At 31.9% G+C, this 23,149-nt stretch carries 16 protein-coding genes; 5 read left to right on the top strand and 11 right to left on the bottom strand.

The window, feature by feature from the left end; all coding sequences use genetic code 11:
* Positions 1-1,665 carry a Na+/H+ antiporter NhaC family protein gene (locus H0I32_RS17895; RefSeq protein WP_179313150.1) on the bottom strand — a complete coding sequence of 555 codons (1,665 nt, stop codon included), beginning with the start codon at positions 1,663-1,665 and terminating at the stop codon, positions 1-3.
* Between the two features lie 150 nt (positions 1,666-1,815).
* The gene (locus H0I32_RS17900; protein ID WP_173589506.1) at positions 1,816-3,015 is read right to left on the bottom strand and encodes an aminotransferase class I/II-fold pyridoxal phosphate-dependent enzyme; all 1,200 of its coding nucleotides are present in this window, start codon (positions 3,013-3,015) and stop codon (positions 1,816-1,818) included.
* A 159-nt stretch (positions 3,016-3,174) separates the two neighbouring features.
* On the opposite strand from H0I32_RS17900, the gene H0I32_RS17905 reads away from it, so the two are divergent.
* The 4 genes from H0I32_RS17905 (at position 3,175) to H0I32_RS17920 (ending at position 8,409) form a co-directional block, all read left to right on the top strand.
* Positions 3,175-3,633: an Lrp/AsnC family transcriptional regulator gene (locus H0I32_RS17905; protein ID WP_173589505.1), complete on the top strand. Its 459-nt coding sequence runs from the start codon at positions 3,175-3,177 to the stop codon at positions 3,631-3,633.
* A gap of 362 nt (positions 3,634-3,995) precedes the next feature.
* Positions 3,996-5,657 carry a S41 family peptidase gene (locus H0I32_RS17910; RefSeq protein ID WP_179313149.1) on the top strand — a complete coding sequence of 554 codons (1,662 nt, stop codon included), beginning with the start codon at positions 3,996-3,998 and terminating at the stop codon, positions 5,655-5,657.
* A gap of 89 nt (positions 5,658-5,746) precedes the next feature.
* Entirely contained in the window at positions 5,747-7,147 is a 1,401-nt protein-coding gene (lpdA, locus tag H0I32_RS17915; protein WP_179313148.1) for a dihydrolipoyl dehydrogenase, read from the top strand.
* A 254-nt stretch (positions 7,148-7,401) separates the two neighbouring features.
* Positions 7,402-8,409 (top strand): LLM class flavin-dependent oxidoreductase, encoded by a 1,008-nt coding sequence (locus H0I32_RS17920; RefSeq protein ID WP_173589502.1) that lies wholly within the window; start codon positions 7,402-7,404, stop codon positions 8,407-8,409.
* A gap of 103 nt (positions 8,410-8,512) precedes the next feature.
* Here the strand turns inward: H0I32_RS17920 and H0I32_RS17925 are convergent, their stop codons facing one another.
* Positions 8,513-10,852 (bottom strand): patatin-like phospholipase family protein, encoded by a 2,340-nt coding sequence (locus H0I32_RS17925; RefSeq protein ID WP_246293584.1) that lies wholly within the window; start codon positions 10,850-10,852, stop codon positions 8,513-8,515.
* Positions 10,853-11,129: 277 nt separating this feature from the next.
* Between H0I32_RS17925 and H0I32_RS17930 the strand changes: the two genes are divergently transcribed.
* Entirely contained in the window at positions 11,130-11,705 is a 576-nt protein-coding gene (locus H0I32_RS17930) for a fused DSP-PTPase phosphatase/NAD kinase-like protein (RefSeq protein WP_179313147.1), read from the top strand.
* A 42-nt stretch (positions 11,706-11,747) separates the two neighbouring features.
* On the opposite strand, the gene H0I32_RS18110 is transcribed toward H0I32_RS17930, so the two are convergent.
* The 8 genes from H0I32_RS18110 to H0I32_RS17970 form a co-directional block, all read right to left on the bottom strand.
* On the bottom strand, positions 11,748-13,751 hold the full coding sequence (locus tag H0I32_RS18110; protein WP_179313146.1) for a collagen-binding domain-containing protein: 2,004 nt from the start codon (positions 13,749-13,751) through the stop codon (positions 11,748-11,750).
* A 231-nt stretch (positions 13,752-13,982) separates the two neighbouring features.
* Positions 13,983-14,849: an outer membrane beta-barrel protein gene (locus H0I32_RS17940; protein WP_179313145.1), complete on the bottom strand. Its 867-nt coding sequence runs from the start codon at positions 14,847-14,849 to the stop codon at positions 13,983-13,985.
* 429 nt (positions 14,850-15,278) lie between these two features.
* Complete coding sequence (locus tag H0I32_RS17945; protein ID WP_179313144.1) at positions 15,279-16,676, bottom strand: COG3014 family protein; 1,398 nt, start codon at positions 16,674-16,676, stop codon at positions 15,279-15,281.
* A gap of 41 nt (positions 16,677-16,717) precedes the next feature.
* Complete coding sequence (locus H0I32_RS17950; protein WP_179313143.1) at positions 16,718-17,308, bottom strand: penicillin-binding protein activator LpoB; 591 nt, start codon at positions 17,306-17,308, stop codon at positions 16,718-16,720.
* A gap of 37 nt (positions 17,309-17,345) precedes the next feature.
* A complete protein-coding gene (locus H0I32_RS17955; protein ID WP_179313142.1) occupies positions 17,346-17,801 on the bottom strand; it encodes a hypothetical protein in 456 nt (151 codons plus the stop codon).
* Between the two features lie 305 nt (positions 17,802-18,106).
* Positions 18,107-18,505, bottom strand: coding sequence for a heavy-metal-associated domain-containing protein (locus tag H0I32_RS17960; protein WP_179313141.1), 399 nt, complete (start codon positions 18,503-18,505; stop codon positions 18,107-18,109).
* A 36-nt stretch (positions 18,506-18,541) separates the two neighbouring features.
* Positions 18,542-20,317, bottom strand: coding sequence for an efflux RND transporter periplasmic adaptor subunit (locus tag H0I32_RS17965; RefSeq protein WP_179313140.1), 1,776 nt, complete (start codon positions 20,315-20,317; stop codon positions 18,542-18,544).
* A gap of 3 nt (positions 20,318-20,320) precedes the next feature.
* On the bottom strand, positions 20,321-23,080 hold the full coding sequence (locus H0I32_RS17970; RefSeq protein ID WP_179313139.1) for a heavy metal translocating P-type ATPase: 2,760 nt from the start codon (positions 23,078-23,080) through the stop codon (positions 20,321-20,323).
* Positions 23,081-23,149: the final 69 nt, after the last annotated feature.

Consider the following 23,149-nt stretch of genomic DNA (forward strand, 5'->3'; position numbering starts at 1 on the left):
TTATTTATCCTTAAGCATCTTTATTTTTAAGTTTAAAGCTGCAAAAATTAAGGTTGTAATTGGACTTAACCAATTGAAAATTGCGTAGATAAAATATTCGCCAACACCAACACCTAAAACACCACTTTGGTAAGCACCACAAGTGTTCCAAGGAATAAGAACTGAAGTTACTGTCCCAGAATCTTCTAAGGTACGGCTTAAGTTTTCTGGAGCTAAGCCTTTATCATGGAAAGCTTGTTTAAACATTTTCCCAGGAATTACAATGGCTAAATATTGATCTGAAGCTACAATATTTAAACCTAAACAACTGGCAACAGTACTTGCAAATAATCCAAACACAGAAGTTGCAATAGAGAGTAGGGCTTTAGTAATTCTGGCAAGTGCACCAATGCCATCCATAATACCTCCAAAAATCATGGCACATAATATTAAATAGATTGTCCAAAGCATACCATTCATACCTGTAGAACTAAATAATTTTTTAAGTCTTTTAATGGTGATTAATTTATCTAAATTATCAACTTTAGTTTTAATAATTTCAGGTTGAGTATATGTTGCTGCGAAAAACTTTTTTAAATCGTCTTTAGTATATATTCCTTTTAAATCGTCATCAGAGAATAGGTTTTCTAATCTATTCTCATCATTATTTATTCTCTCTATATCAGCTTTAGATAAAGCCGTAAGATATTTGTCTTCTGAAATCGTAATATTTATATCCGTTAATACTGAGGTCGTTATTGTATTAACTGGAGAGTCTGTAATAGAGTTTATAAGTTTTGGTTGAAAGATAAAAGCAAACACAATTGCTAAAACAACACCTGAAACCAAAGCTACTAATGGTTTAGTTTTTAATAATATAAGACCAACAACAGCTACAGGAACTAAAAATAACCATGGTGTTATATTGAAATAATTATCTATAGTATCTAAAATAAAACCAGTATCAGAATTACCAGCGGTATCAATATTTGCACTTAAAATCCCAAAGAATATTAAAGTGATAATAAGTGTTGGCACTGTGGTAATGGCCATGTATTTAATATGTGTAAATAAATCTGTCCCTGCCATTGCCGGAGCCAAATTTGTTGTATCACTTAAAGGTGACATTTTATCTCCAAAATAAGCACCAGAAATAACAGCACCTGCTATCATACCTGGATTAATTCCTAAGGCAGTACCGATCCCCACTAAAGCAATACCTACGGTAGCAGAAGTTGTCCAAGAACTTCCAGTTGCAATCGAAATAATAGCGGCAATAATCACTGAGGCTGGTAAAAATATTGCAGGACTTAAAACTTGTAATCCGTAATAAACCATTGCAGGAATAACCCCACTAACTAACCAAGTACCTGCTAGTGCACCAACTAAAAATAAAATAAGTACAGGAACAAAAACCGTTTTAAGGTTTTCCCATACTTCTGTAAGCATGGTTTTTAATGTTGTTTTATTAAAGAAACCAACACCTGCAGCAACAGCACCTCCTAATAATAAGATAATTTGATTGGTATAAGCACCAAACCATTCTTGGCTTTCTACAAAAAAGATATTATAAGCCAACATCCCCATTAAAATAATCACTGGGATAAGGGCTTCAAGTAGATTTAGTTCTTTATTATCTATTATGTTTTGATCTTCTAAGTCTATTTGAGCGGGCTTATCTGGCATTTTAGTTGAGTTTAGTGTCGTAATGTTACGATTTTGTTAACTCATTTGCAAATTGATTATGATTGCTTGATAACTTTTGAACATAAAAAGGTTAGGTTTTCATTTCTGAAAAACCTAACCCTCAATATAATTAACACTAAAATATTAAAATTATAAAATATTTAATTTCTTCATACAAGCTTTCATCATCATGTATGTACGTTCAATATCGGCATCTAACCCAATTGAAAAACGAATTAAGCCATCACTTAATCCCATTGATTTTTGTTCGTCTTCAGGAATTTCTGAAGATGTAGAGCTTCCTGGAGCACTGAATAAGGTTTTATAAAAGCCTAAACTCACCGCTAAATAGCCTAAATTATCTTCTTGCATCAATTCCATTAGCGCATTGGCTTTATCTAATGATCCTACATCAATGGTTAGCATTCCACCAAAACCATATTTGTCATTCATCATAGATTTAAATAACTCATGTGATGGGTGAGAGGCAAGCCCTGGATACACTGTTTTTAAACCGTCGTTTTCAAACTTTTCAGCTAAATACGTGGCATTATAACTGTGTTGCATCATTCTAATATGCAATGTTCTTAAGTTTTTTAATACGGAAGCCGAACGTAAACTATCCATTGTAGACCCCAACAGCATGGCAGCACCATTATTTACATTTCGTAGGTCATTAATAAATTCATTAGTCCCACAAACCACACCGCCAACGGTATCAGAAGATCCATTTATAAATTTAGTTAAACTATGAATTACAACATCGGCACCTAAAATAATTGGTGAAATAGATAATGGAGAAAAGGTGTTATCTACCACTAGTTTAAGGTCGTATTTTTTTGCTAATTCCGTTAAACCTTTTATGTCAGCAACTTCTAATAGAGGGTTACTAACAGATTCGCAGTATAAAACTTTAGTTTTTGGAGTAATAGCTGCTTCTACAACATCAAGTTGCGTGATATCTACAAATGTGGTGTTAATACCTAAACGCGGTGTAAAGTTTTTTAAAAAGGCATAAGTTCCGCCATAGATTGTTCTACTACTAACAACATGTTCGCCAGCACTACAAAGCTGAAGTAAAACAGCTGTAATTGCTCCCATACCAGATGCTGTAACTGTTGCCGTTTCTGTACCTTCCATAGCAGCTAAAGCTTCACCTAAATATAAATTTGAAGGCGATGAATGACGCGAATACAGGTAACAGCCTTCGGCATTCCCCTCAAAAGTATCGAACATAGTTTTTGCGGATAAAAAAGTATAAGTTGATGAGTCTGAAATTGAAGGGTTAACACCTCCGAATTCACCAAAATATTGTAAGTCTTGTATATTATTTGCAGGTTTAAATGCCATAATGTTCTATTGATTTTTGTTTTTCAAATCTCGACAGATTTAGACTTATAATCAACACTAAGCATAATATTTAGATTATATAACTATTATTTATTAATTAAATAGTTTTTAATTCTTTAATTTTGATCATAATTAAGTTTATTCCGAAAAAATATAAGTATGACATTTGATGCTATTGATAAAAAACTCCTTCACTTACTTCAAACCGATAGTAAACAAACGAACAAAGCCTTAGCGTACCATTTAAATTTATCTGTTACTGCGGTTTATGAACGTATTAAAAAGCTCGAGAAAAGTGGGATTATAAAAAACTATGTTGCTTTGGTAGATAAGACTAAAGTAGAAAAGGATTTTGTAGCTTTCTGTCATGTTAAATTAGTACAGCATACACAAGATTATGTGATACGTTTTGAGCGGGAAGTAAATGAACTTAACGAAGTTTTAGAGTGTTACCATATCAGTGGCGATTACGATTATTTATTAAAAGTCTTAGTAAAAGATATAAAAGCTTTTAGGATTTTTATGGTCGAGAAATTGACTAAAATTAATCATATAGGAAGCACACACAGTATGTTTATGATCAATGAAGTGAAACACACCACAGAGATTTCATTATAAATTAACCATATACCTTAATACTGTTGATACACATTGAAAAAACATCTTAAAGCAACAAGAAATACTTAAAATTGAGTACTGTAGATCGATCTATTAATTAAATCGCAATTTAGAACTGCTATTATACTTTAGAAGATAGTGTATGTCCATTCTTATATTTGTTTAATTACAACGCCTAAATTTAGTCTGTTTTTTTTGCCATAAAATGAAATGAATAAGTTTATTTTTAATGTTTATAATAGTTTTTTATTCTATTTCTGAAGTCCTGAAATTCAATAAATAAAAGATATTTTATAACGCATAAGCAACCATTCTTAATATTTTTACGTCTTTGTTAATATAAACCTTTAATTAATATTTGGATGAAATTGCAAAATTACACACACCTTAAATTACACAACTTTATTAAAAACAAAAGTCTACTATTTGTTTTAGGTCTTTCATTTTTATTAGTATCATGTGCTACAGTAGAAAAGCATAATAAGCAAATTACAAAATTGCATTCTATTGAAGATTTACAAGATGATATCGATGATGTTTATAAACAATTGCAAAAAAATCACCCACATTTATATCAGTTTACTTCAAAAGAAGTTTTAGATTTTAAATTCGATAGCTTAAAAAAATCCATTACTAAACCTATGGATAGTCGTACATTTTACAAGCAATTAGCTGCTGTAACTAAGTATATTGGGCAAGGCCATATGTCAGTATCTCCACCAAGTTTAAAATTCAACAAAAAAGAAAGAAAAGCACTCTTAAAAACCAAATTTGAGATTAACAATCTTGATTTCGAATATGTAAATAATAAACTTTTAATAGTTAATGCTAGAGGAAAAGATTCACTTTTAACCCATGCAGAAGTTCTTGAAGTTGATGGAGAAAAGACAGAAAATTTAATTAATAAATACACTAAAATAATTGCATCAGACGGTTATAATACCACTTTTCATAAAAGAGTGGCTGGTTTCCGTTTTATGAATTATTACGTAAAAGATAAAGGTCGTTTTGACAGTATTAATTTAAAATTGAAAACATCAGATTCAACATTTGTAAAAATGTACAGACGTGTTTTAAAAAAAGATACCACTGCTGCCGCAATAAAAAAAGATTCTCTGAGAAAAGATTCCATAAATACTGTTAACAAGGAAATTGCCAAATTAACCAAGGCAGAACGCAAAGCAAAAAGAAAGAAATCAAAAGCGAAGCGAAAACATAATTGGAATTATGGTTATGATTATATTAGAAAAGAATACACCAGAAATCTTAATTTTATAGGAAAAGATAGTACTGTTGCCTTATTAAAAATCAGAGGTTTTTCTAGAGGGAGTTATGAAGAATTCTATGACGAGAGTTTTAAAAAAATAGATTCATTAAAATCAAAAGCTTTAATTATTGATTTAAGAAATAATTTTGGAGGACGATTGAATGAAATCACCTATTTATACTCGTATTTAACAGATCAAGATTTTACATTAATTGATCGCAGTGAAATTAATAGAAGATTTCCAATTTTAAAAAGTTCTATGGCTAATACAACACCTACGGGGATTAAAATATTATTAGGTTTATTTTCACCTGTTGTGGCAACGATAGATATTTTAAAGACAAGTAAGCACGACGGAAAACTATATTATAAATTTAAATCATCAAAAGAACAAGAGCCTAAACCTTTAAACTTTAAAGGTAAAATATATGTTCTTATTAATGGTAATTCATTTTCAGCCTCTTCAATACTATCTACAAAATTACAAGGGAATCACCGTGCTACTTTTATTGGAGAAGAAACAGGTGGAGCCTATAATGGTACAGTCGCTGGTTTTTATAAAACCTACGAAATGCCAAATACCAAAGTAGTAGCTAGAATAGGACTCGCACATATTGGTGCACAATATAAAAGCACACCAGATGGTTATGGTGTAAAGCCTGATATTGAAATTATACCGACTTATAAAGACCGAATAAATGGTAACGATCCTGAATTAGAATGGGTTTTAGAAGATTTAAATCAAAAAAGTGAGTAATGATTGACTTAATAATGTTTTAAAATTCGTAAAATATTAATCTAAATTGTATTTTTGTTAGCGTTTTTAATCAACGAAAAAAAAATCTCATGAAATCATACGATGTAGCAATAATAGGTTCTGGACCTGGTGGATATGTAGCAGCAATACGTTGCGCACAATTAGGCATGAAAACTGCAATCATTGAAAAATATTCTACACTTGGTGGAACTTGCTTAAACGTAGGTTGTATTCCTAGTAAAGCTTTACTAAGTTCTTCTCATCATTATGAAGAAGCAACAAAACATTTTGAAGATCACGGAATTGAAATTCCTGGAGAGATCAAAGTGAATTTAGAAAAAATGATTGGTCGTAAGCAAGCTGTTGTAGATCAAACTACAGGAGGAATTGATTTCTTAATGAAAAAAAACAACATTGATGTTTTTGAAGGTTTAGGATCTTTTATAGATGCTACACATATTAAGATAGAAGGGAAGGATGCCCAAGATATTGAAGCAAAGAAAATTATTATTGCAACAGGATCTAAACCTTCTAACTTACCATTTATCACTTTAGATAAAGAACGTGTTATTACGTCTACAGAAGCCTTAAAACTTAAAGAAATTCCAAAACACTTAATTATTATTGGTGGTGGAGTTATCGGTTTAGAGTTAGGACAAGTGTACCGTCGTTTAGGTGCAGAAGTTACTGTTATTGAATATATGGACAGAATTATACCAACTATGGATGCTGGTTTGTCTAAAGAATTAAATAAAGTATTTAAGAAAGCAAAATGTAAAATGATGCTTTCTCATAAAGTACAATCTGTTGAGCGTAATGGTGAAGAGGTTGTTGTTAAAGCTGAAAACAAAAAAGGTGAAGTTGTAGAATTTAAAGGTGACTATTGTTTAGTTTCAGTTGGTCGTAAACCTTACACAGCTGGTTTAAATCTTGAAGCTGCTGGCGTTAAAATGAACGATAGAGGCCAAATAGATGTCAATGATCATTTACAAACTTCTACATCTAATATTTATGCTATTGGTGATGTTATTAAAGGAGCCATGTTAGCTCATAAAGCAGAAGAAGAAGGAACATTTGTTGCTGAAACTTTAGCCGGACAAAAACCTCATATTGATTATAATTTAATTCCTGGAGTTGTTTATACATGGCCAGAAGTTGCTGCTGTTGGTAAAACAGAAGAAGAATTAAAAGCAGATAACGTTGCATACAAAGTTGGTCAGTTTCCTTTTAGAGCTTTAGGTCGTGCTAGAGCAAGTGGAGATATTGATGGTTTTGTAAAAATCTTAGCAGATAAAACGACAGACGAAGTTTTAGGTGTACATATGATTGGCGCACGTTGTGCTGATTTAATTGCAGAAGCAGTTACTGCTATGGAATTTAGAGCATCTGCAGAAGATATTTCACGTATGTCTCATGCACACCCAACATTTGCAGAGGCTGTAAAAGAAGCTGCTTTAGCTGCTACAGATGATAGAGCATTACATGTTTAAATAGTTTTTTAAATAAATTATAAAAAAGACGATCTTTTCAGATCGTCTTTTTTTGTGCTATTATTACCCCAAACCAAATTATAAGAATCAAAGTGCGTTTAATAAAATCTTTTTTAATTGGCACTATTTTTTTATTATTATAACGAACCTCTATCTCAGAAATGTCTGTATTTTTGTAAAAATCTTTTAAGAAAAGCGACTAAGAAACTACAAGCTTCTTTAGTTTAATTTAAACTTCTCAATAACAGATAATCATGAAAACCAAAGCGACTGCTTATTCCATATTAGACCTTGTATTAGTCTCTGAAGGACATACATTAAAGCAAACTTTTGGTAATACTTTAAAATTAGCACAACACGCAGAAACCTATGGGTACAAACGTTATTGGCTAGCAGAACATCATAATGCAGAAAACATAGCAAGTAACGCCACTTCTATATTGATTGGTTATGTGGCTCAAGGCACAAAAACAATTCGTGTGGGTTCCGGAGGTATTATGTTACCAAATCATTCGCCATTAATTGTAGCTGAACAGTTTGGAACTTTAGGAGTATTATACCCAAATAGAATCGATTTAGGCTTAGGAAGAGCTCCAGGAACAGACAGAGAAACAGCCGAAGCAATACGTTCTGACTTTATGCAAGCTGCACATTCGTTTCCGAATGAAGTAGAAAAAATACAAACCTATTTTTCTATAGAAAATGAAGATGCTCAAATACGAGCTACAGTTGCAGAAGGTGTAGATGTACCACTTTGCATTTTAGGATCTAGTACAGACAGTGCACATTTAGCAGCAAAAAAAGGCTTGCCTTACGCTTTTGCAAGTCATTTTGCAACGACACATTTATGGAGAGCTTTAACAACTTATCGCCAAGAATTTAAGCCTTCTAAAATATTAGAAGAACCATATGTTATGGCTGGTGTTAATATTATTATTGCAGAAACAGACGAGGAAGCACAAAGATTAGCAACCTCTTTAATAAGAATGATTGTTGGTATATTTACAGGTAGACGTGCAAAAGTACAACCACCAACAGAGATGACCGAGGATCTAAAAGATATTATGAGAAATCCACAGGTTAGTGAAATGCTTAAATATGCATTTATTGGAACTAAAGCCTCTGTGAAAAATCAGATTATATCATTTTTAGCACTTACTAAAGCGGATGAATTAATAGCTGTAGCACATATTTACGATATTGATAGTCGTATTCGATCCTATGAATTGTTTGCAGAAATAATGAATGAGCTAAATGAATAATATCAATTTATAAAGACATGTACTTTTACTAAGAAAGCTATTCTGAAACCCCAGAATAGCTTTCTTAGTAAAAGGAAAGAGATATAAAAATCTTATTTTAAGCTTAATTAGTACGATTAAAATGTAAGCCTATACCAATAAAAAATCGAACTTTATTAGTATTATTAACCCAAGAAACATCAAAATCTACAGGTCCTAAAATTGAATTGTAAGAGAATGTAGTACCCGCAGAGACTAGTATACTAGCTTCATTAGAATCAGACCAATTTCCTTTAGATAAAAAAGCTTCTTTTGCATAATCTTCAAAATTACCAAATCCAACGGAAGCAATATCTATATGAGGGGTTACATAAAATTTATGCATAGTATTTATTTGTAACCCTAAATTTACTCTCATAAATTGACTTGCATTTAACTCACTTTCGTTTAATCCAGGGAAAATGTAACTGTCATTTCTTGGATTAGAGATGTTACCACCAAGAAAGTAATTAGCACCGATACCAAATTCAGAAAGCGTAATATCATTAGCACTAACGGCATCTTCAATAATAAAAGCAGTATTAAAGCCAACGATACCTACAGTTTTAGGGGTTAGTTGAAATCTTCTTTCAAAATCTAAATTTATTTTCGTGAAATTATTGGTAGAGCCATTAATATCAGAAATGTTTTCATCTGAAAAATTAATATTTATATTATTGCTTAATGATCTATTTAAAGCTGCTTTAAAAAAACTTCCATCTGAAGCATAATAAACAGCATTTAAGGTGTTATAGACATAATGAAAATAAACCTCAAAATCATTAAAATTATACTTTTCTAGGCTAAATATATTTTCGTTAAATTCAGGATCAATTGTAGGTTTCAAAGTAATGTTTTGATATTTAACACCCATTCCTATATAGTTTTTTAAAGAATTGATGTTTCTATTGACTTGATTATCAAATTCGAAATACCGATATTTTAAATTATCTACATTTTCACCTCCAATAAATACCTTTTGCTTTAATTGTTGCCCAAAAGCTTCAGATCGCCACCACCAATCTCTATCGTGACTGAAATTTTTCTGATGTTGTAAACGAAACTTTGGCTGTTCTGCAATATCAATGGTAACAAGTGATCGAGAAGCATTTCCTATAATATTTCTTCCTGTATAATTAAGAATAAGACCAACGCCATTAGTATCATCATAATGAAGAGATCCTTTAACTTGATGCTTCGATTTTTCAAGACCGTTAATTTTTAACCTTAAACTATCTCCTTTAATTATAGGTAAAAAAGTAACTTGACTAAAAATAGTCGTTCCCATTGCTCTGTTTACACCACTAACAACTTCTTTACGTGTATATTTTTTATTCGTTTTTATATTCATTCTTGCTTTAACAAGAGCGAGATTTTCTTTACTTATTCCACCATAAGTAATATTGTTTAAAACAAATTCATCTTTTATTTCAGGTAATTCATGTGTCCTTTGCTTAAATCCCTTTAAGCGCTCTGATAAAGCAGATAAAGCAGCAATATTTTCTTTGACTGCTAATTTACCTTCTTCATATATTGGATTAATTTTAGAAAAATCTCCGGTAGTATAAGTTAAATTATTACTGTGATCGATTAAAATATCACACAGTTTACGATTTTCTGGTGTTTTAAGATTACTTCCCATCATACCAGCCTGAAAAAGTAAAGCACTAATATTATTTAGTTTTTCTTTGGTTACCATACCACTTCCTACATCACTTCCTATAATAATATCTGCTCCCCATGCTTTAGCTACATCTACAGGGAAATTGTTTAATAAGCCACCATCTACTAAAAGTGTATTATGGTATGGAACTGCAGAAAAAGCTCCGGGTATAGACATACTCGCTCTCATAGCAAAAGCCAAGGAACCTTTGTTAAATATGATTTCTTTACCATTTACAATATCGGTTGCTATGGCTCTAAATGGAATAGATAAATCATCAAAATTATTAATGTTGTAACTAGGGTAGGTGAGCGATGATATAAATTCTCTTATATTTTGATCATTGAGTAAATAAGCTCCTGGATTAATTTTTCCTTTTTTCCAATCTAAGCTTATTAAATACTTATTGTATTCACTTTTTTCTTCAACACTAACATCTTTTAAAGAAACACCTCCACCAATAAGCTCATCCCATTTAGCATTTAAAGCAATGCTTGCAATGCTATCACCAGAATATCCCATGGCATATAAACCACCAACAATACTCCCCATACTATTACCAACTATTAAATCGGGTACAATACCTAATGAATCTAAGGCTTGTAATGTAGGGATATGTGCAACACCTTTGGCGCCACCACCGCTTAAAACTAAAGCAACTTTAGGCTTTTTATTTTGAGCAAAAATTGGAGAAACTCCAATCATTAATAAAATTAATAGAAAGGGTTTTAAAAACACAATTACTTTTAGAGGTTTTAACATTGAATTATTCGTTAAATCTGATGTTTATGACAATATTATTCAAAAACTTTCATTTAAATATTGAGTGATTATCTTTTCTTATTGTTAAGAATAAAAACAAAATATATTGGTATTATTTTATTGTAAATATAGTCACAATTAAAGATAAATTTATAATATGAATGATATAAGCTTTCGCTAATAAACTGATGCATTTTTATGCATTTATAATAAGAAAAAGTAGATCATTAATATATTATATAATATTACTTTTGATTAACTTTTAGAAACTAACAAAATGAAAAGAACAACTATATTCATAATGTTTTATTTAAGTGCTATAAGCTTTAATTATGCACAAGAAGTAGCATTAAAGCAAATAGAATCTAAACATTTTAAAAATCTTTATAAAGTGAATTCTGTTTTGTATCGATCAGAACAGCCTAGTAAAAAAGGGTTTAAGGACATAGATTCAATAGGAGTGAAGACCATCTTAAACTTAAGACGCCGTTGGAATAATAAAAAGAAAGCCAAAGATTTCAATTTTAACTTAGTGCATCAACCTATTAAAACAAAAGCACTTAATAAAGACGATATTTTAAACGCCTTGCTGGTTATTCAAAATTCAGAACAACCTGTTTTAGTCCATTGCTGGCATGGCTCTGATAGAACAGGCACCATTATAGCAGCTTATAGAATGGTTGTTGAGAATTGGTCTAAGGAACTTGCTATTGAAGAATTTCAGAATGACAACTTAGGTTATCATTTTAAGATGTATCCGCATTTATTAATTCTTTTGAAAAACTTAGATGTTGAAAAATTACAAAACAGATTAAACGACGCTGTAGATGAAACAAAAAAGCCAGATGAATAGATTTCATCTGGCTTTTTATATTATAAAATAATAAGTCTCGTATTACTTAGACATAATTTGTTTTACAATAGTTCCTTCACTTGTAATAAATCGTACAAATAAGATTTTATTTTCTTTAGATTCTCTAGATAAATCAAGCTCTATAACAGAGTTCTCATCATCTTTACTAATCTTTTTATTTACACGTTTTAATATACTTCCTCTAATATCAAATACTTCTATAGTCGCATTGCTAGTGTCTAGGCTAGTGGTATATTTTACATTTACTGTACCACTAAAAGGGATTGGATATACATCCATACCTAAACTACTTCTGTAAGAAGGTCCTGCTCCTCCACAAATATCTCCAATACCATCACCATCAGTATCTGATTGGTCTGGATTGTAATAATAAAGACAATTGTCTACACAATCCGCAACACCATCTCCGTCAGTATCTGCAAAACCTTCATCAATTACGCCATCACCGTTATTATCGATACCATCACAAATTTCTTCAACTTCTGGTTCTTCACAAACATCACCAATACCGTTTCCGTCTAAATCAGCTTGATCTGGATTTGTAACTTCAGGACAGTTGTCTATACAATCTGCAACACCATCGCCATCAGTATCTGCAAAACCTTCGTCTATAAGACCGTTACCGTTATTATCGATACCATCGCAAATTTCTTCAACTTCTGGTTCTTCACAAACATCACCAATACCGTTTCCGTCTAAATCAGCTTGATCTGGATTCGCAACTTCAGGACAATTGTCTACACAATCTGCAACACCATCACCATCAGTATCTGCAAAACCTTCGTCTATAAGACCGTTACCGTTATTATCGATACCATCGCAAATTTCTTCAACTTCTGGTTCATCACAAACATCACCAATACCGTTTCCGTCTAAATCTGCTTGATCTGGATTTGCAACTTCAGGACAATTATCTATACAATCAGCCACACCATCATCATCTGTATCTGTAAAACCTTCGTCTATAACACCGTTACCGTTATTATCGATACCATCACAAATTTCTTCTGAAGGTGTTGGTGGAAAATCTATAGTCGTATCAAATAAATAAGGATGAACTTCCCCTGAGTTTTGCTCAAATACTTCAGCAATAATTTGTCCATCAATATTAAAATTACTTCGGTTATTAAAACGAGCATTTGGTGCATAAATAGTTCCATAAACTTGAGCACCACCAGTATAATTAATGGTAGAACTTACATTAGCAAAATTATATAAGATATAAGGCGCGTAACTTAATGAACTTCCAACGATATTTGGCCAGCTATGAATTGAAACAACATCTGGAGTAACACTAATATCTGTAAGATTAATGATTAATGGAGTTGTTTCTGAAGGCACTAAGTCATTGAATTTTATTTCACTAAATCCATTGAATTCTGCAACTGTTAAATTAATAACGTTAGTTGTATTTGGAATTAAATTGATCCATAACTTTCCTTGAGTAAACTCATCAGCATTCCAAGTTACATTGGTGATTTGATTTCCTAAATAATTAGAAATAGATTCAAACTGATTAAAAGCTTCATTAAAATCTATTTGAGGATTTCCTGAAATTGAAGTGATAGTTTGATTTGTAGATAATTCAATCCTAGGGTTAGTATCAAAATTACCATCAATAGGAGTAATTCTAGTATTACTAAGTACATTGTTTTGGTCTAACTCAAAAACAGCACTTGTAGATAGATCACCTATTTTAATATAATTGCTTTGTAGAATCTGTAATTTACCTGAGTTGTAATTTACTTTTCCGTTAACAACAAGAGCAGTTGCTTGTGAGTCGCCGTTATAATAATTTATACCGCCAAAAATATTTAGGGTACCGTCTAAAGTTAAATCTCCACCAACGGCCCAAGAACCTTCCGATTCTGTTTTTATAGCTATAGCATCGCCAGAGGTAAAGACATTAAAGTTATTTGCTGCTACCGTTGGATTAATTGGGGATGTTTGGGCTTCCAAATTATTGGTAACATTTGCAAATAAGGAGCCGACCGCTAAACTGAATAGTACAATTTTTGCTTTCATTATTTTTGATTTGTAGGTTAAGTCTAACAAAAATAACAATTTAAGCAACAATTATGTGTCAGTCATCGAATAAGCGGAAAAATATATAATTTATTATTGAAACTACAGCACTGAGTAGGAGACGAAATAGACCTATTTTTCCGTTATAGGATTGCTTTATCAGTTATAAAATGAACATAAAAAAAGCTCTCATAATAAAATGAGAGCTTTTTTATAAAACTTGTTTTAGTACTACATGTCTTTAGAACTAGAACCTTTGAATTTGTAAGTAATTCCAAAGTTAATACCGAATGAAGAATAAGGTACTTTTACGGCTAATTCTTTTGAATCATCTGTATTTGCATGAGACAATTCATCAACATAAGTTGTTTTTTTGTTTCTACCTTCTGGTAAATTATCTAAAGAGTAAAAACCTTCAAAAGCTACTGTACCGTCTGCTGCAACGATATTAGTATTGAACTCTTGTAATTCAGAATCTTTACGTTTTAAGCTAATTCCATAATATTCTGCTTCAGCAAAAACACTAAAATTATCATTTATAGGATATTCATAACCAATAGCAGCAACAAAACCTAAAGGAAATTGTCCATGAAAATCTTCTACATAATTAGTTTGAGAATAAGCTCCTGGATCTAAACCAAAAGCAGCAGCTTCTCCATCTGATAACGTTTGTTTTTGACTCACAACAGCTTCTGTTTTACCTCCTAATTTTACTAAAGCCCCTAAACGACCATAAATGTTATTGTTAAATTTATATACTAAAGATATCGCTGCACCAAAAGCACGAGCTCTAGCAACAGCATCTATTTCTGTTCCTGGTACATTAACTTCAGAGATTGTTTGATCTGAACCATGTAAATACCCAAGACTTAAATCAGCACCAAAAGTTTCATTAAAGAAATAAGTTCCTCTAATTTGACCATTAAAACCTTCTCCGTAACTACCGTAAGCATTTTCTGTTTGTGTAGTACTTATTGTTTCTCCTGTTTTCATTCCTGCACTACCAATAGCATAACCACCACTAGCCGAAATTTGAAATTGAGCGTAAGACACAGAGCCGATTAATAAGGCTGCACATAATAATATTAATTGTTTCATAATTATCAATTTGTTATTTTTTAGTTTATTTTTTTCAAATATTATTAAAAAAATTGACATAAAAAAAGATAATCACCAATAAATGGACTTATTATTTTTTATACCACAAATAGAACTATTATTAAATAGCCCTAAATTATTCAGTTTTATATAAAACTAAAGCAATGTATTCTTTTTTAAAAAGTCTGATTATGAGGAACAAAGCATAATTTCATACTATATAACTCATATATCGGTAGTTAACAAAAATACTTATTTTGTTTCATATTTAGTAAAAAAAAATAATAGCCTTCAAGCTATTAAATGAGTTAAATGAAGAATTTACTTGTGAAATAAGAGGAATTACTTAGATCTGATCTGTAAACTCTATTCTGAATAAATTGAATAGAATTACACCCCATTATCACTAAAGATATTATGATAATAAGATTATAAAGATTGAAAAGTTGATATGTTTCTAAACTGTATGCCTTTTTTACCTTGAATAGTAATCACTTCTTCTTTAGACGTATTATTAGAAGAACGTATAGAAACACGGATGGTATTTTCTCCTTTATTTAAAGGGATACGAGCATAGTAAATACGATTAGGAAGACTTTGCCAATTACGTGTGTCAGCACGTTCTGTTAGTGCATTAAATAGACCTAATGCAGCACCTATATCTGCGTTTTGATTTTTAACTAAAGACTCTGATATTTTTTTAGTACCTAACCTTATCGCTGCTTTTCCTATTTCGCGTAGTGTACGGTCTCTTAGGGTTTTAAAAGCTATTTCATCATAGTTTTGCGCCAATTGAAAATCAGTACGACCAATAGCATCAGAGCTAATAGTAGCTTTTGAAAAAGCTGGAGATCTTTCAACATACTTAGGAAAGGCTACATTAAAAACATTAATATCCGAAAAGTCATTTTTATTTCCATTCCCACTAGGAATAGGGATGGGCAATGTTAATCCTAATTCTTCATTGTAAATAGATACAATTCCGTTATTGCTCCCTGGCAACACAATAAAATTAAAAAATGTTTGGTCCTTATAAGGTACTAAACCATTTTCCCAAAAAAGAATAAGTTCTCCTTCATGAGTTGTTTGAGGGGCAATGTATTTTGTATTTAATAGCTTTTCGTAGCGTTCAAGTTCATTTGTAAAACCTAAAACAGCAGCAGTTCTTAATACATCTTGCTTTAACTGATCGGGTAGAGGTGCACCAAAGAAAGAGCCTTGGTTTTCTAAATAGAGATCAACAGCATTTCTGTAAGAAATAAAGGCATTATTAATATCGCCCGAAGCTTCGTATAAAAAACCTTGAAGGTTTAAAGCAAATCCATCTGAAGTATACCGGTTCTTTTTACCTAGAGGATAGCTATCATTAATAGCTTGTAATTGTAAATTAATTCGTTTTGCTTCTACTAAGGCATCATCAAACTTATTAAGAAATATATAATTTAAGGCTTTATAATAATGAATGGCTACTTTTTCAAAATCTTCACCAGTATAAGTTTCTGCTTCCGGGTTTAAAAGTACACCCAAAGCTTTTCCTCCTAAATTAGCTTTATTATCTTCAATAATAACATCTGCTTTATTAAAAAAAGAATTACTTAATTCATAATCCTTATTTAAGTAGGCGACTTTACCTTTTTCTAAATAATATAAAAGAAGATTTCTTTTTTTGTGTAAAAATTTATTCGATTCTATAGAAGTAGAAGCTTCCTTAAAATCTCCTCGTTGAATAGCAGATTGAAATTTTTGTGCTTTGGTATTATAAGTCGCACAACTATTAAATAAGGAAAGGATTAGAAATGTATAGACACAATAAAAGATATTTTTCATTCCGTTTTCGTCCTTTTATTTTAGGGAAGCTTTGACTCTTGTTAGTTTTTAATGTATTTTTTTATCTTTTTATCTCCAATCCAAACCTTTTCATTGGTTTCAATATTAGTTAGCTCTAAATCGATTTGATAATAAGTTACTTTTTCTTTTTTGTAAGCATCAACTATAGAGTTAATGTTTCCTTGAAGCATATAATCTGCACCTGTTTCTAAACCGAATTTTTTTATAGTAGAACTCGATGCGTTGTTTTGCTGATCAGCACGTTCAGATCTTAACTCTTCTCGCATTTCTCCACCAGAAACAATTCTTGCTAATTGCTTTTTAATCAAAGCTTTTTCTATATCCTTTGTAAAGGTTTCGGCTTCAATATGTTCATGAGATTTGTTTCTTACCAAACCAACAATTAAAACGGGTTTTTCACCATCATTAGCTTGCATAAAATCGGTTAACCAATCTCCAGATAAAATTTGTTCTGTAAGTGCTTCTGCAGCCAATCTAGAATCCGTATCATTCCATCGTCCACTAATATCTATTTGTGTGTCAGACTCTACACGTGTAATTTTTCGTGCACAAGAATTAAAACTCATTGTACCTACTAAAATTAACCCTAGAATAATAATTTGTTTTCTCATCTTTCTATTATATATGTATTTTATTTTTTTGATTAAATTATCTAAATCTAAAAGATCCTCCTATGCCAAAGTTAAATAAAGACCGTGCGTAAAATCTTCTATTGCTAAGGTTGTAATACGATCTATGATAGTTACTATGAAGGTTATTATAGTAGTTTGCACCAAAGTTGCTGCTAATTCCGCTATAATATCTTGTGTTTTTAGCACGTTCAAGCCTCACTTCTTGTCTCCATAAGGGTCTTTGAGATCTGTAGTATTGTCTTAATTCTTTACGTTCTCTTTTAGCTTCCATAGGATCAATGGCTGTATAAGTATCCTGTACTGTTGTCCCTTGTTTTAACGTAAGATTATCAACGTTATTTGCTGTTGCATATTTATCTAAACTTACTTTATAATTAGGATTTTGATCTGGTACTAATTCCTCGTTAACCTGTGCAGTGCCAATAAAACTTACTAAAGAAAATAAGATGGCAGTATAAATGGTGTTTTTCATAATGTTATGGTTTTATATGTTTTATAAAACAATTATTATACCAAGGTACAAAATTACGCACTTTTATAATAAAAAAATATAGGGTTTTGTTCATTAAACTAGAAATTATAGGGTAGAGGTGATAGATAAACATACCTAATGATACTATTATTTTGAAATGATAAATCTTAAAATAGTGCACTAAGTGTATTGAAATAAAAATATATGCTCATGCTTTCAACAAAGAAGACCCCATTATAACACATATTTTAATGAATTATTTTTCATAAACAGCAAGTTAAATCGTTTGACTTTTTTATCACACTTTATTGATTCATGACCATATTGTGCTCATATTTACAACATTCAGGCAAACTTTTATAAGCATCTTCGCTTCCTTCAACCTTTTCAGTATCATAACCCGATGCGGCAATGGCATTATGAATTTCCATAGCATCTGTTTTGCTATCATCGAAAAATATATCTATTTTCTTTTTATCGACATCCCAGGTTGCGTTAGCAACACCTTCGACACTATTAGCCGCTTTTTCAATGGTACTTTTACACATACCACAGTTTCCTCTTACTCCAAAAGAAATATCTGCGGTAGCTGTTTCTTTAGAAACTTCTGTCGTTGCTGTTTCTGTTTTTTGTTTGTCTTCATTTTTACAACTTGTAAAACCTATCGATGCTATTACTATTAGACTTAAAATTACTTTATTCATTCTTTTAAAATTTAATTATTATGATTTGGTTTTTAATTATTCTATGACTTGTTTTACTTCTCCGCAGGTTAACATGGCGCCTCCAAAATAGGGATTCACTACTTTTTCTTCTTTACTTAACCAATAAGCCCCTTTGTTATTATCAGACATTGGGCAGTATAAATGATATACTTTTTCATGGACACCAAACACTTCTAACGCGGTGGCCATATTTGATGATAAATGCTTAAAATAGGTTCTTTGAACTTTAATATCGTCTGTATTTGAAATCAAATTAGTAGTTGTTTTTAGTTCCTTTTCTAATGGCATCCAATGCTGATGTGCATTTTCACTCTTTAATAACTTCATATCCACTTTCCCTAAATTAGCTATTAATTGTTTAGATTGTGTTTTAAGTTTCTGAGTATTATCTGTTGCCAAAGCATTTTTCAATTCAATATAGCTATTAAAAACGGTATTTAATTGATTTTGAAACTCTTTAGAAACTTCTATTCGCTCATTTTTATTTAACGTTTTTTTAAAATCAGTCGTATTTGTTTCCATACCTAAATGTCCTTCATGCCCCGTCATTACTTTGCCTCCTTTTTTATTCATCATCGATTTTTTGCCTTGTAATTGCGCAGCCGCATCTACAGTAAAGGTTCCGTTGGTTACAATTTCATCTCCATTATTTAGACCTTCTAAAACCTGATAATTATCTCCAAATTGGTTTCCTAATGTTATGTCTTGCATTTGAAAAACAGGTTCATTTGGATTTGTTTTTATGTACACTACAGAGCGTTTTCCCGTCCATAAAATTGCAGAAGCAGGTATGGATAAAACTTGCTTTTTAATTGAAGGATCAACGCCGTTAATTTTACCTTCTACAAACATGCCTGGTTTAAAAAGTTCGTTTTTATTATTCAATACGACTCTTAATTTTACCGTTCTTGTTTTGGTATTTAAAATAGGATCAATAAAATCGACCTTTCCTTTGAATGTTTTATCTGGATAGGCATTTGTATTGATTATGATATCTTGTCCTTTTTTAAATTGGCTAATTTGATTTTCATAGACATCAAAATTTGCCCAAACCGTATTTAGATTTGAAACCTTAAAAATTGGTTTTCCATCCATGATATGCGACCCTTCATTGATAGCAATTTCGGTAACCACACCAGATACATGGGAGTAAATTGTGAAACTCGTTTTCACTTGTCCGGTTTGTTCCACTTCCTCTAATTGCTTACCATGGATCATCCAATTCTTAAACTTGTTTTTAACTGCATTATACAATTGAGGTTGTGATGTTTTTAATTTATAGGCTGTAATTAATTCTTGCTGTGCTGCAATTAAAGCTGGTGAATATATTTGCGCAATCGCTTGTCCTTTGTTAACACGTTCTCCTAAGGAATTCACATATAGTTTTTCAACTCTTCCATCAAAATGGGCAGGCATAGTGGCTGTTTCATTTTCGTTTTCGGTAATTTTTCCTGATAAAATAACACCAGAATCTTCATTCGAAACACTTTTACCTACAACGGATGTTTGAATATTTGCCAAAGCCATCGCGTTTTCAGATAACTTAAATTGATCTACCAATAATCCTTCTGCACTGCTTGCAGCAGGAATTAAATCCATACCGCAAATAGGGCAGGGGCCAGCCTCTGGTTGCATAATTTGTGGATGCATAGAACAGGTCCACATTTGACTTGTACCTTCAACAGCTTCATGATGATGTGCTGCTTGAGTCTTTGATGTCCCACCAAAAAGCATCCAACCTAAAAGTAAACCAATAGCTAAAATGGCTATGTAAATGCTATATTTCTTCATTATTTATATTTTAATTCTTCTTAATCGTAAGGCATTCGAAATCACAGACACCGAACTAAAACTCATGGCTAAAGCTGCAATCATTGGAGATAATAAAATACCGAAAATTGGGAATAAAACACCGGCAGCAATAGGAATTCCTATGGTATTATAAATCAAGGCAAAAAATAAGTTTTGTTTGATGTTTTTCATAACCGCTTCACTTAAATGTTGTGCTTTTACAATACCGTGTAAATCGCCTTTAACTAAAGTAATCATGGCACTTTCAATAGCGACATCTGTTCCTGTTCCCATAGCGATACCAACATCACTTTTTGCCAATGCTGGGGCATCGTTAATGCCATCTCCGGCCATCGCAACTACTTTTCCTTGTTGTTGTAATTTGGTCACTTCTTCTAGTTTATTTTCGGGTAACATACTTGCTTTAAAATCGGCAAGATTCAATTCTGTTGCAACAGCTTGTGCTGTATCATAATTATCACCAGTAAGCATGATTACCGCAATGCCTTTATCTTGAAGCGCTTTAATTGCTTTTGCACTCGTTGTTTTAATTTTATCACCAATAACCACATAACCAACAACTTTTTTATCTACTGATAAATAAGAAACCGTTTTACCTTGTTTTTGATAGGCTTTAACTTCTTCTTCCATTTTAGAAGTGATTTCTGCATGGACATAAGCCATCATTTTAGGGTTTCCTAAGGCAACTTTTTTACTGTTTATAGTCGCTTCAACACCTTTTCCTGTAATGGCACTAAATTCTTCCGATTTTAAAATAGTTACATTTTGGGCTTTCCCATATTTTACAGTAGCTTCAGCTAAAGGATGCTCACTATTAGAATTTAAAGACACAATATATTGCAGCACTTCTTTATCACTTAAAATTGTATTGAAAGCAGTTGCTTTTTCTACCGTAGGTTTTCCTTCGGTAATAGTTCCTGTTTTATCAATAATTAAGGTGTCTACTTTTGCCATTCTTTCTAGTGCTTCGGCATTTTTAACCAATACACCATTTTGTGCGCCTTTACCAACACCAACCATTATAGACATTGGCGTTGCTAAACCCAATGCACAAGGACAGGCAATAATTAATACCGCAATGGCATTTACAAAGGCATACACATAAACAGGGTTTGGTCCCCAAATGGCCCAAACTCCAAAAGTGATTACTGAAATAAAAACCACAACTGGTACAAAATAACCAGAGACTTTATCGGCTAAATTCTGAATGGGTGCACGACTTCTACTCGCATCATTTACCATTTTAATAATTTGAGAGAGTAGGGTATCGCTACCAATTTTCTCTGCTTTCATTAAAAAAACTTGATTTCCATTAATGGTTCCGCCACTTACTTTATCGCCTACTGAGCGATCTACAGGAATCGGTTCTCCAGAAATCATAGATTCGTCGATAGTGGTGTTTCCTTCAGTTATTATTCCATCTACAGGAATTTTATCTCCTGGTTTTACTTTTAGAATATCGTGTAACTCTATTTTATCAATACTGACCGCTACATCTTCTCCATTTACTATTTTTATCGCCTTATTAGGTGCTAGTTTTAGCAATTCTTTTACTGCTGAATTTGTTTTGCTATGCGCACGCGCTTCTAATAATTGACCTAAAAGCACCAATGTTAAAATCACCGTTGCTGCTTCAAAATAAACATGTACAGCACCTGATTCTGTTTTAAATTGCGCAGGAAAAACATCAGGGAAAAACATGCCGAATACCGAAAATAGCCAAGATATCCCAGCACCAATTCCGATAAGGGTAAACATATTTAGGTTCCAAGTTTTGATACTTCTGTAAGCGCGTTCAAAAAACATCCAAGTGGCATAAAACACTACTGGAATAGAGAGTGCAAACTGAATCCAGTTCCATTGTTTTTGTTCTAATATGGTATACAATGGATTATTAGGGATCATTTCACTCATCGCAATTAAAAATATGGGCAATGTAAATGCGACTGCTATCCAGAACTTTTTTAGTAACTTATTATAGGTTTTCTCTTCAGCAGAAAGATCTGGTTTCATAGGTATTAAATCCATACCACAAATAGGGCAGTCCCCAGGTTCGTCTTTAATAACCTCAGGATGCATGGGGCAAGTGTATTGTTCTGCAGTATTAATGGCTAAGTTTTGCTCTTCCACTAAATCCATTCCACAAACGGCACAATCGCCTGGTTTGTCATAGGTATTATCACCTTCACAATGCATGGGACAATAAAATACACCGGTTCCTTTTCCTTTTGGAAGCTCTTTTTTTACTTCTTTAATATGGTGATGTTCTCCTAATTTATGAATACTATATCGGTCACCATCCTTTTTTAACGCGTCTTGAAATTTTTCAATAGAAAGATGAGATTCCATTTCTATAGTCGCTTCTGCTTTTTCTAAATCTACGGTTGCTTTTATAACACCATTGACTTTAGAAAGGATGTCTTCAACATGACCGCGACAGCCATTACAAGTCATTCCGTGTATGTGATAGCTGTGTTTCATTCCGGTTTCTTCGGAAGTGGAAACTTTCTTCTCGATATGTTTATGATCGCCTAATTTATGAATGCTATATCTGTCACCATCGTTTTTTAACGCGTTTTGGAAGGTTTCTAAAGAAATATGAGATTCCATTTCTATAGTCGCTTCTGCTTTGTCTAAATCTACGGTTGCTTTTACAACACCGTTGATTTTAGAAAGTGTTTCTTCAACATGACCGCGGCAACCGTTACAAGTCATTCCGTGTATGTGATATGTATGTTTCATTTTATGTGTTCTTTATAATTTAGCAACAAATGTATTGCTGTTTTAAAGCATAAGTTTTTCTAATTCTGG

The sequence above is a fragment of the Winogradskyella sp. HaHa_3_26 genome, assembly GCF_019278425.1.
GTDB classification, from domain to species: domain Bacteria; phylum Bacteroidota; class Bacteroidia; order Flavobacteriales; family Flavobacteriaceae; genus Winogradskyella; species Winogradskyella undariae.

Coding starts and splice junctions, on each gene's coding strand:
- H0I32_RS17920 (WP_173589502.1), top strand. CDS start 7,402: ATGAAAACCAAAGCGACTGCTTATTCCATATTAGACCTTGTATTAGTC.
- H0I32_RS17955 (WP_179313142.1), bottom strand. CDS start 17,801: ATGAAAAACACCATTTATACTGCCATCTTATTTTCTTTAGTAAGTTTT.
- H0I32_RS17960 (WP_179313141.1), bottom strand. CDS start 18,505: ATGAATAAAGTAATTTTAAGTCTAATAGTAATAGCATCGATAGGTTTT.
- lpdA (WP_179313148.1), top strand. CDS start 5,747: ATGAAATCATACGATGTAGCAATAATAGGTTCTGGACCTGGTGGATAT.
- H0I32_RS17895 (WP_179313150.1), bottom strand. CDS start 1,665: ATGCCAGATAAGCCCGCTCAAATAGACTTAGAAGATCAAAACATAATA.
- H0I32_RS17965 (WP_179313140.1), bottom strand. CDS start 20,317: ATGAAGAAATATAGCATTTACATAGCCATTTTAGCTATTGGTTTACTT.
- H0I32_RS17910 (WP_179313149.1), top strand. CDS start 3,996: ATGAAATTGCAAAATTACACACACCTTAAATTACACAACTTTATTAAA.
- H0I32_RS17930 (WP_179313147.1), top strand. CDS start 11,130: ATGAAAAGAACAACTATATTCATAATGTTTTATTTAAGTGCTATAAGC.
- H0I32_RS17905 (WP_173589505.1), top strand. CDS start 3,175: ATGACATTTGATGCTATTGATAAAAAACTCCTTCACTTACTTCAAACC.
- H0I32_RS18110 (WP_179313146.1), bottom strand. CDS start 13,751: ATGAAAGCAAAAATTGTACTATTCAGTTTAGCGGTCGGCTCCTTATTT.
- H0I32_RS17970 (WP_179313139.1), bottom strand. CDS start 23,080: ATGAAACATACATATCACATACACGGAATGACTTGTAACGGTTGCCGC.
- H0I32_RS17940 (WP_179313145.1), bottom strand. CDS start 14,849: ATGAAACAATTAATATTATTATGTGCAGCCTTATTAATCGGCTCTGTG.
- H0I32_RS17950 (WP_179313143.1), bottom strand. CDS start 17,308: ATGAGAAAACAAATTATTATTCTAGGGTTAATTTTAGTAGGTACAATG.
- H0I32_RS17900 (WP_173589506.1), bottom strand. CDS start 3,015: ATGGCATTTAAACCTGCAAATAATATACAAGACTTACAATATTTTGGT.
- H0I32_RS17925 (WP_246293584.1), bottom strand. CDS start 10,852: ATGTTAAAACCTCTAAAAGTAATTGTGTTTTTAAAACCCTTTCTATTA.
- H0I32_RS17945 (WP_179313144.1), bottom strand. CDS start 16,676: ATGAAAAATATCTTTTATTGTGTCTATACATTTCTAATCCTTTCCTTA.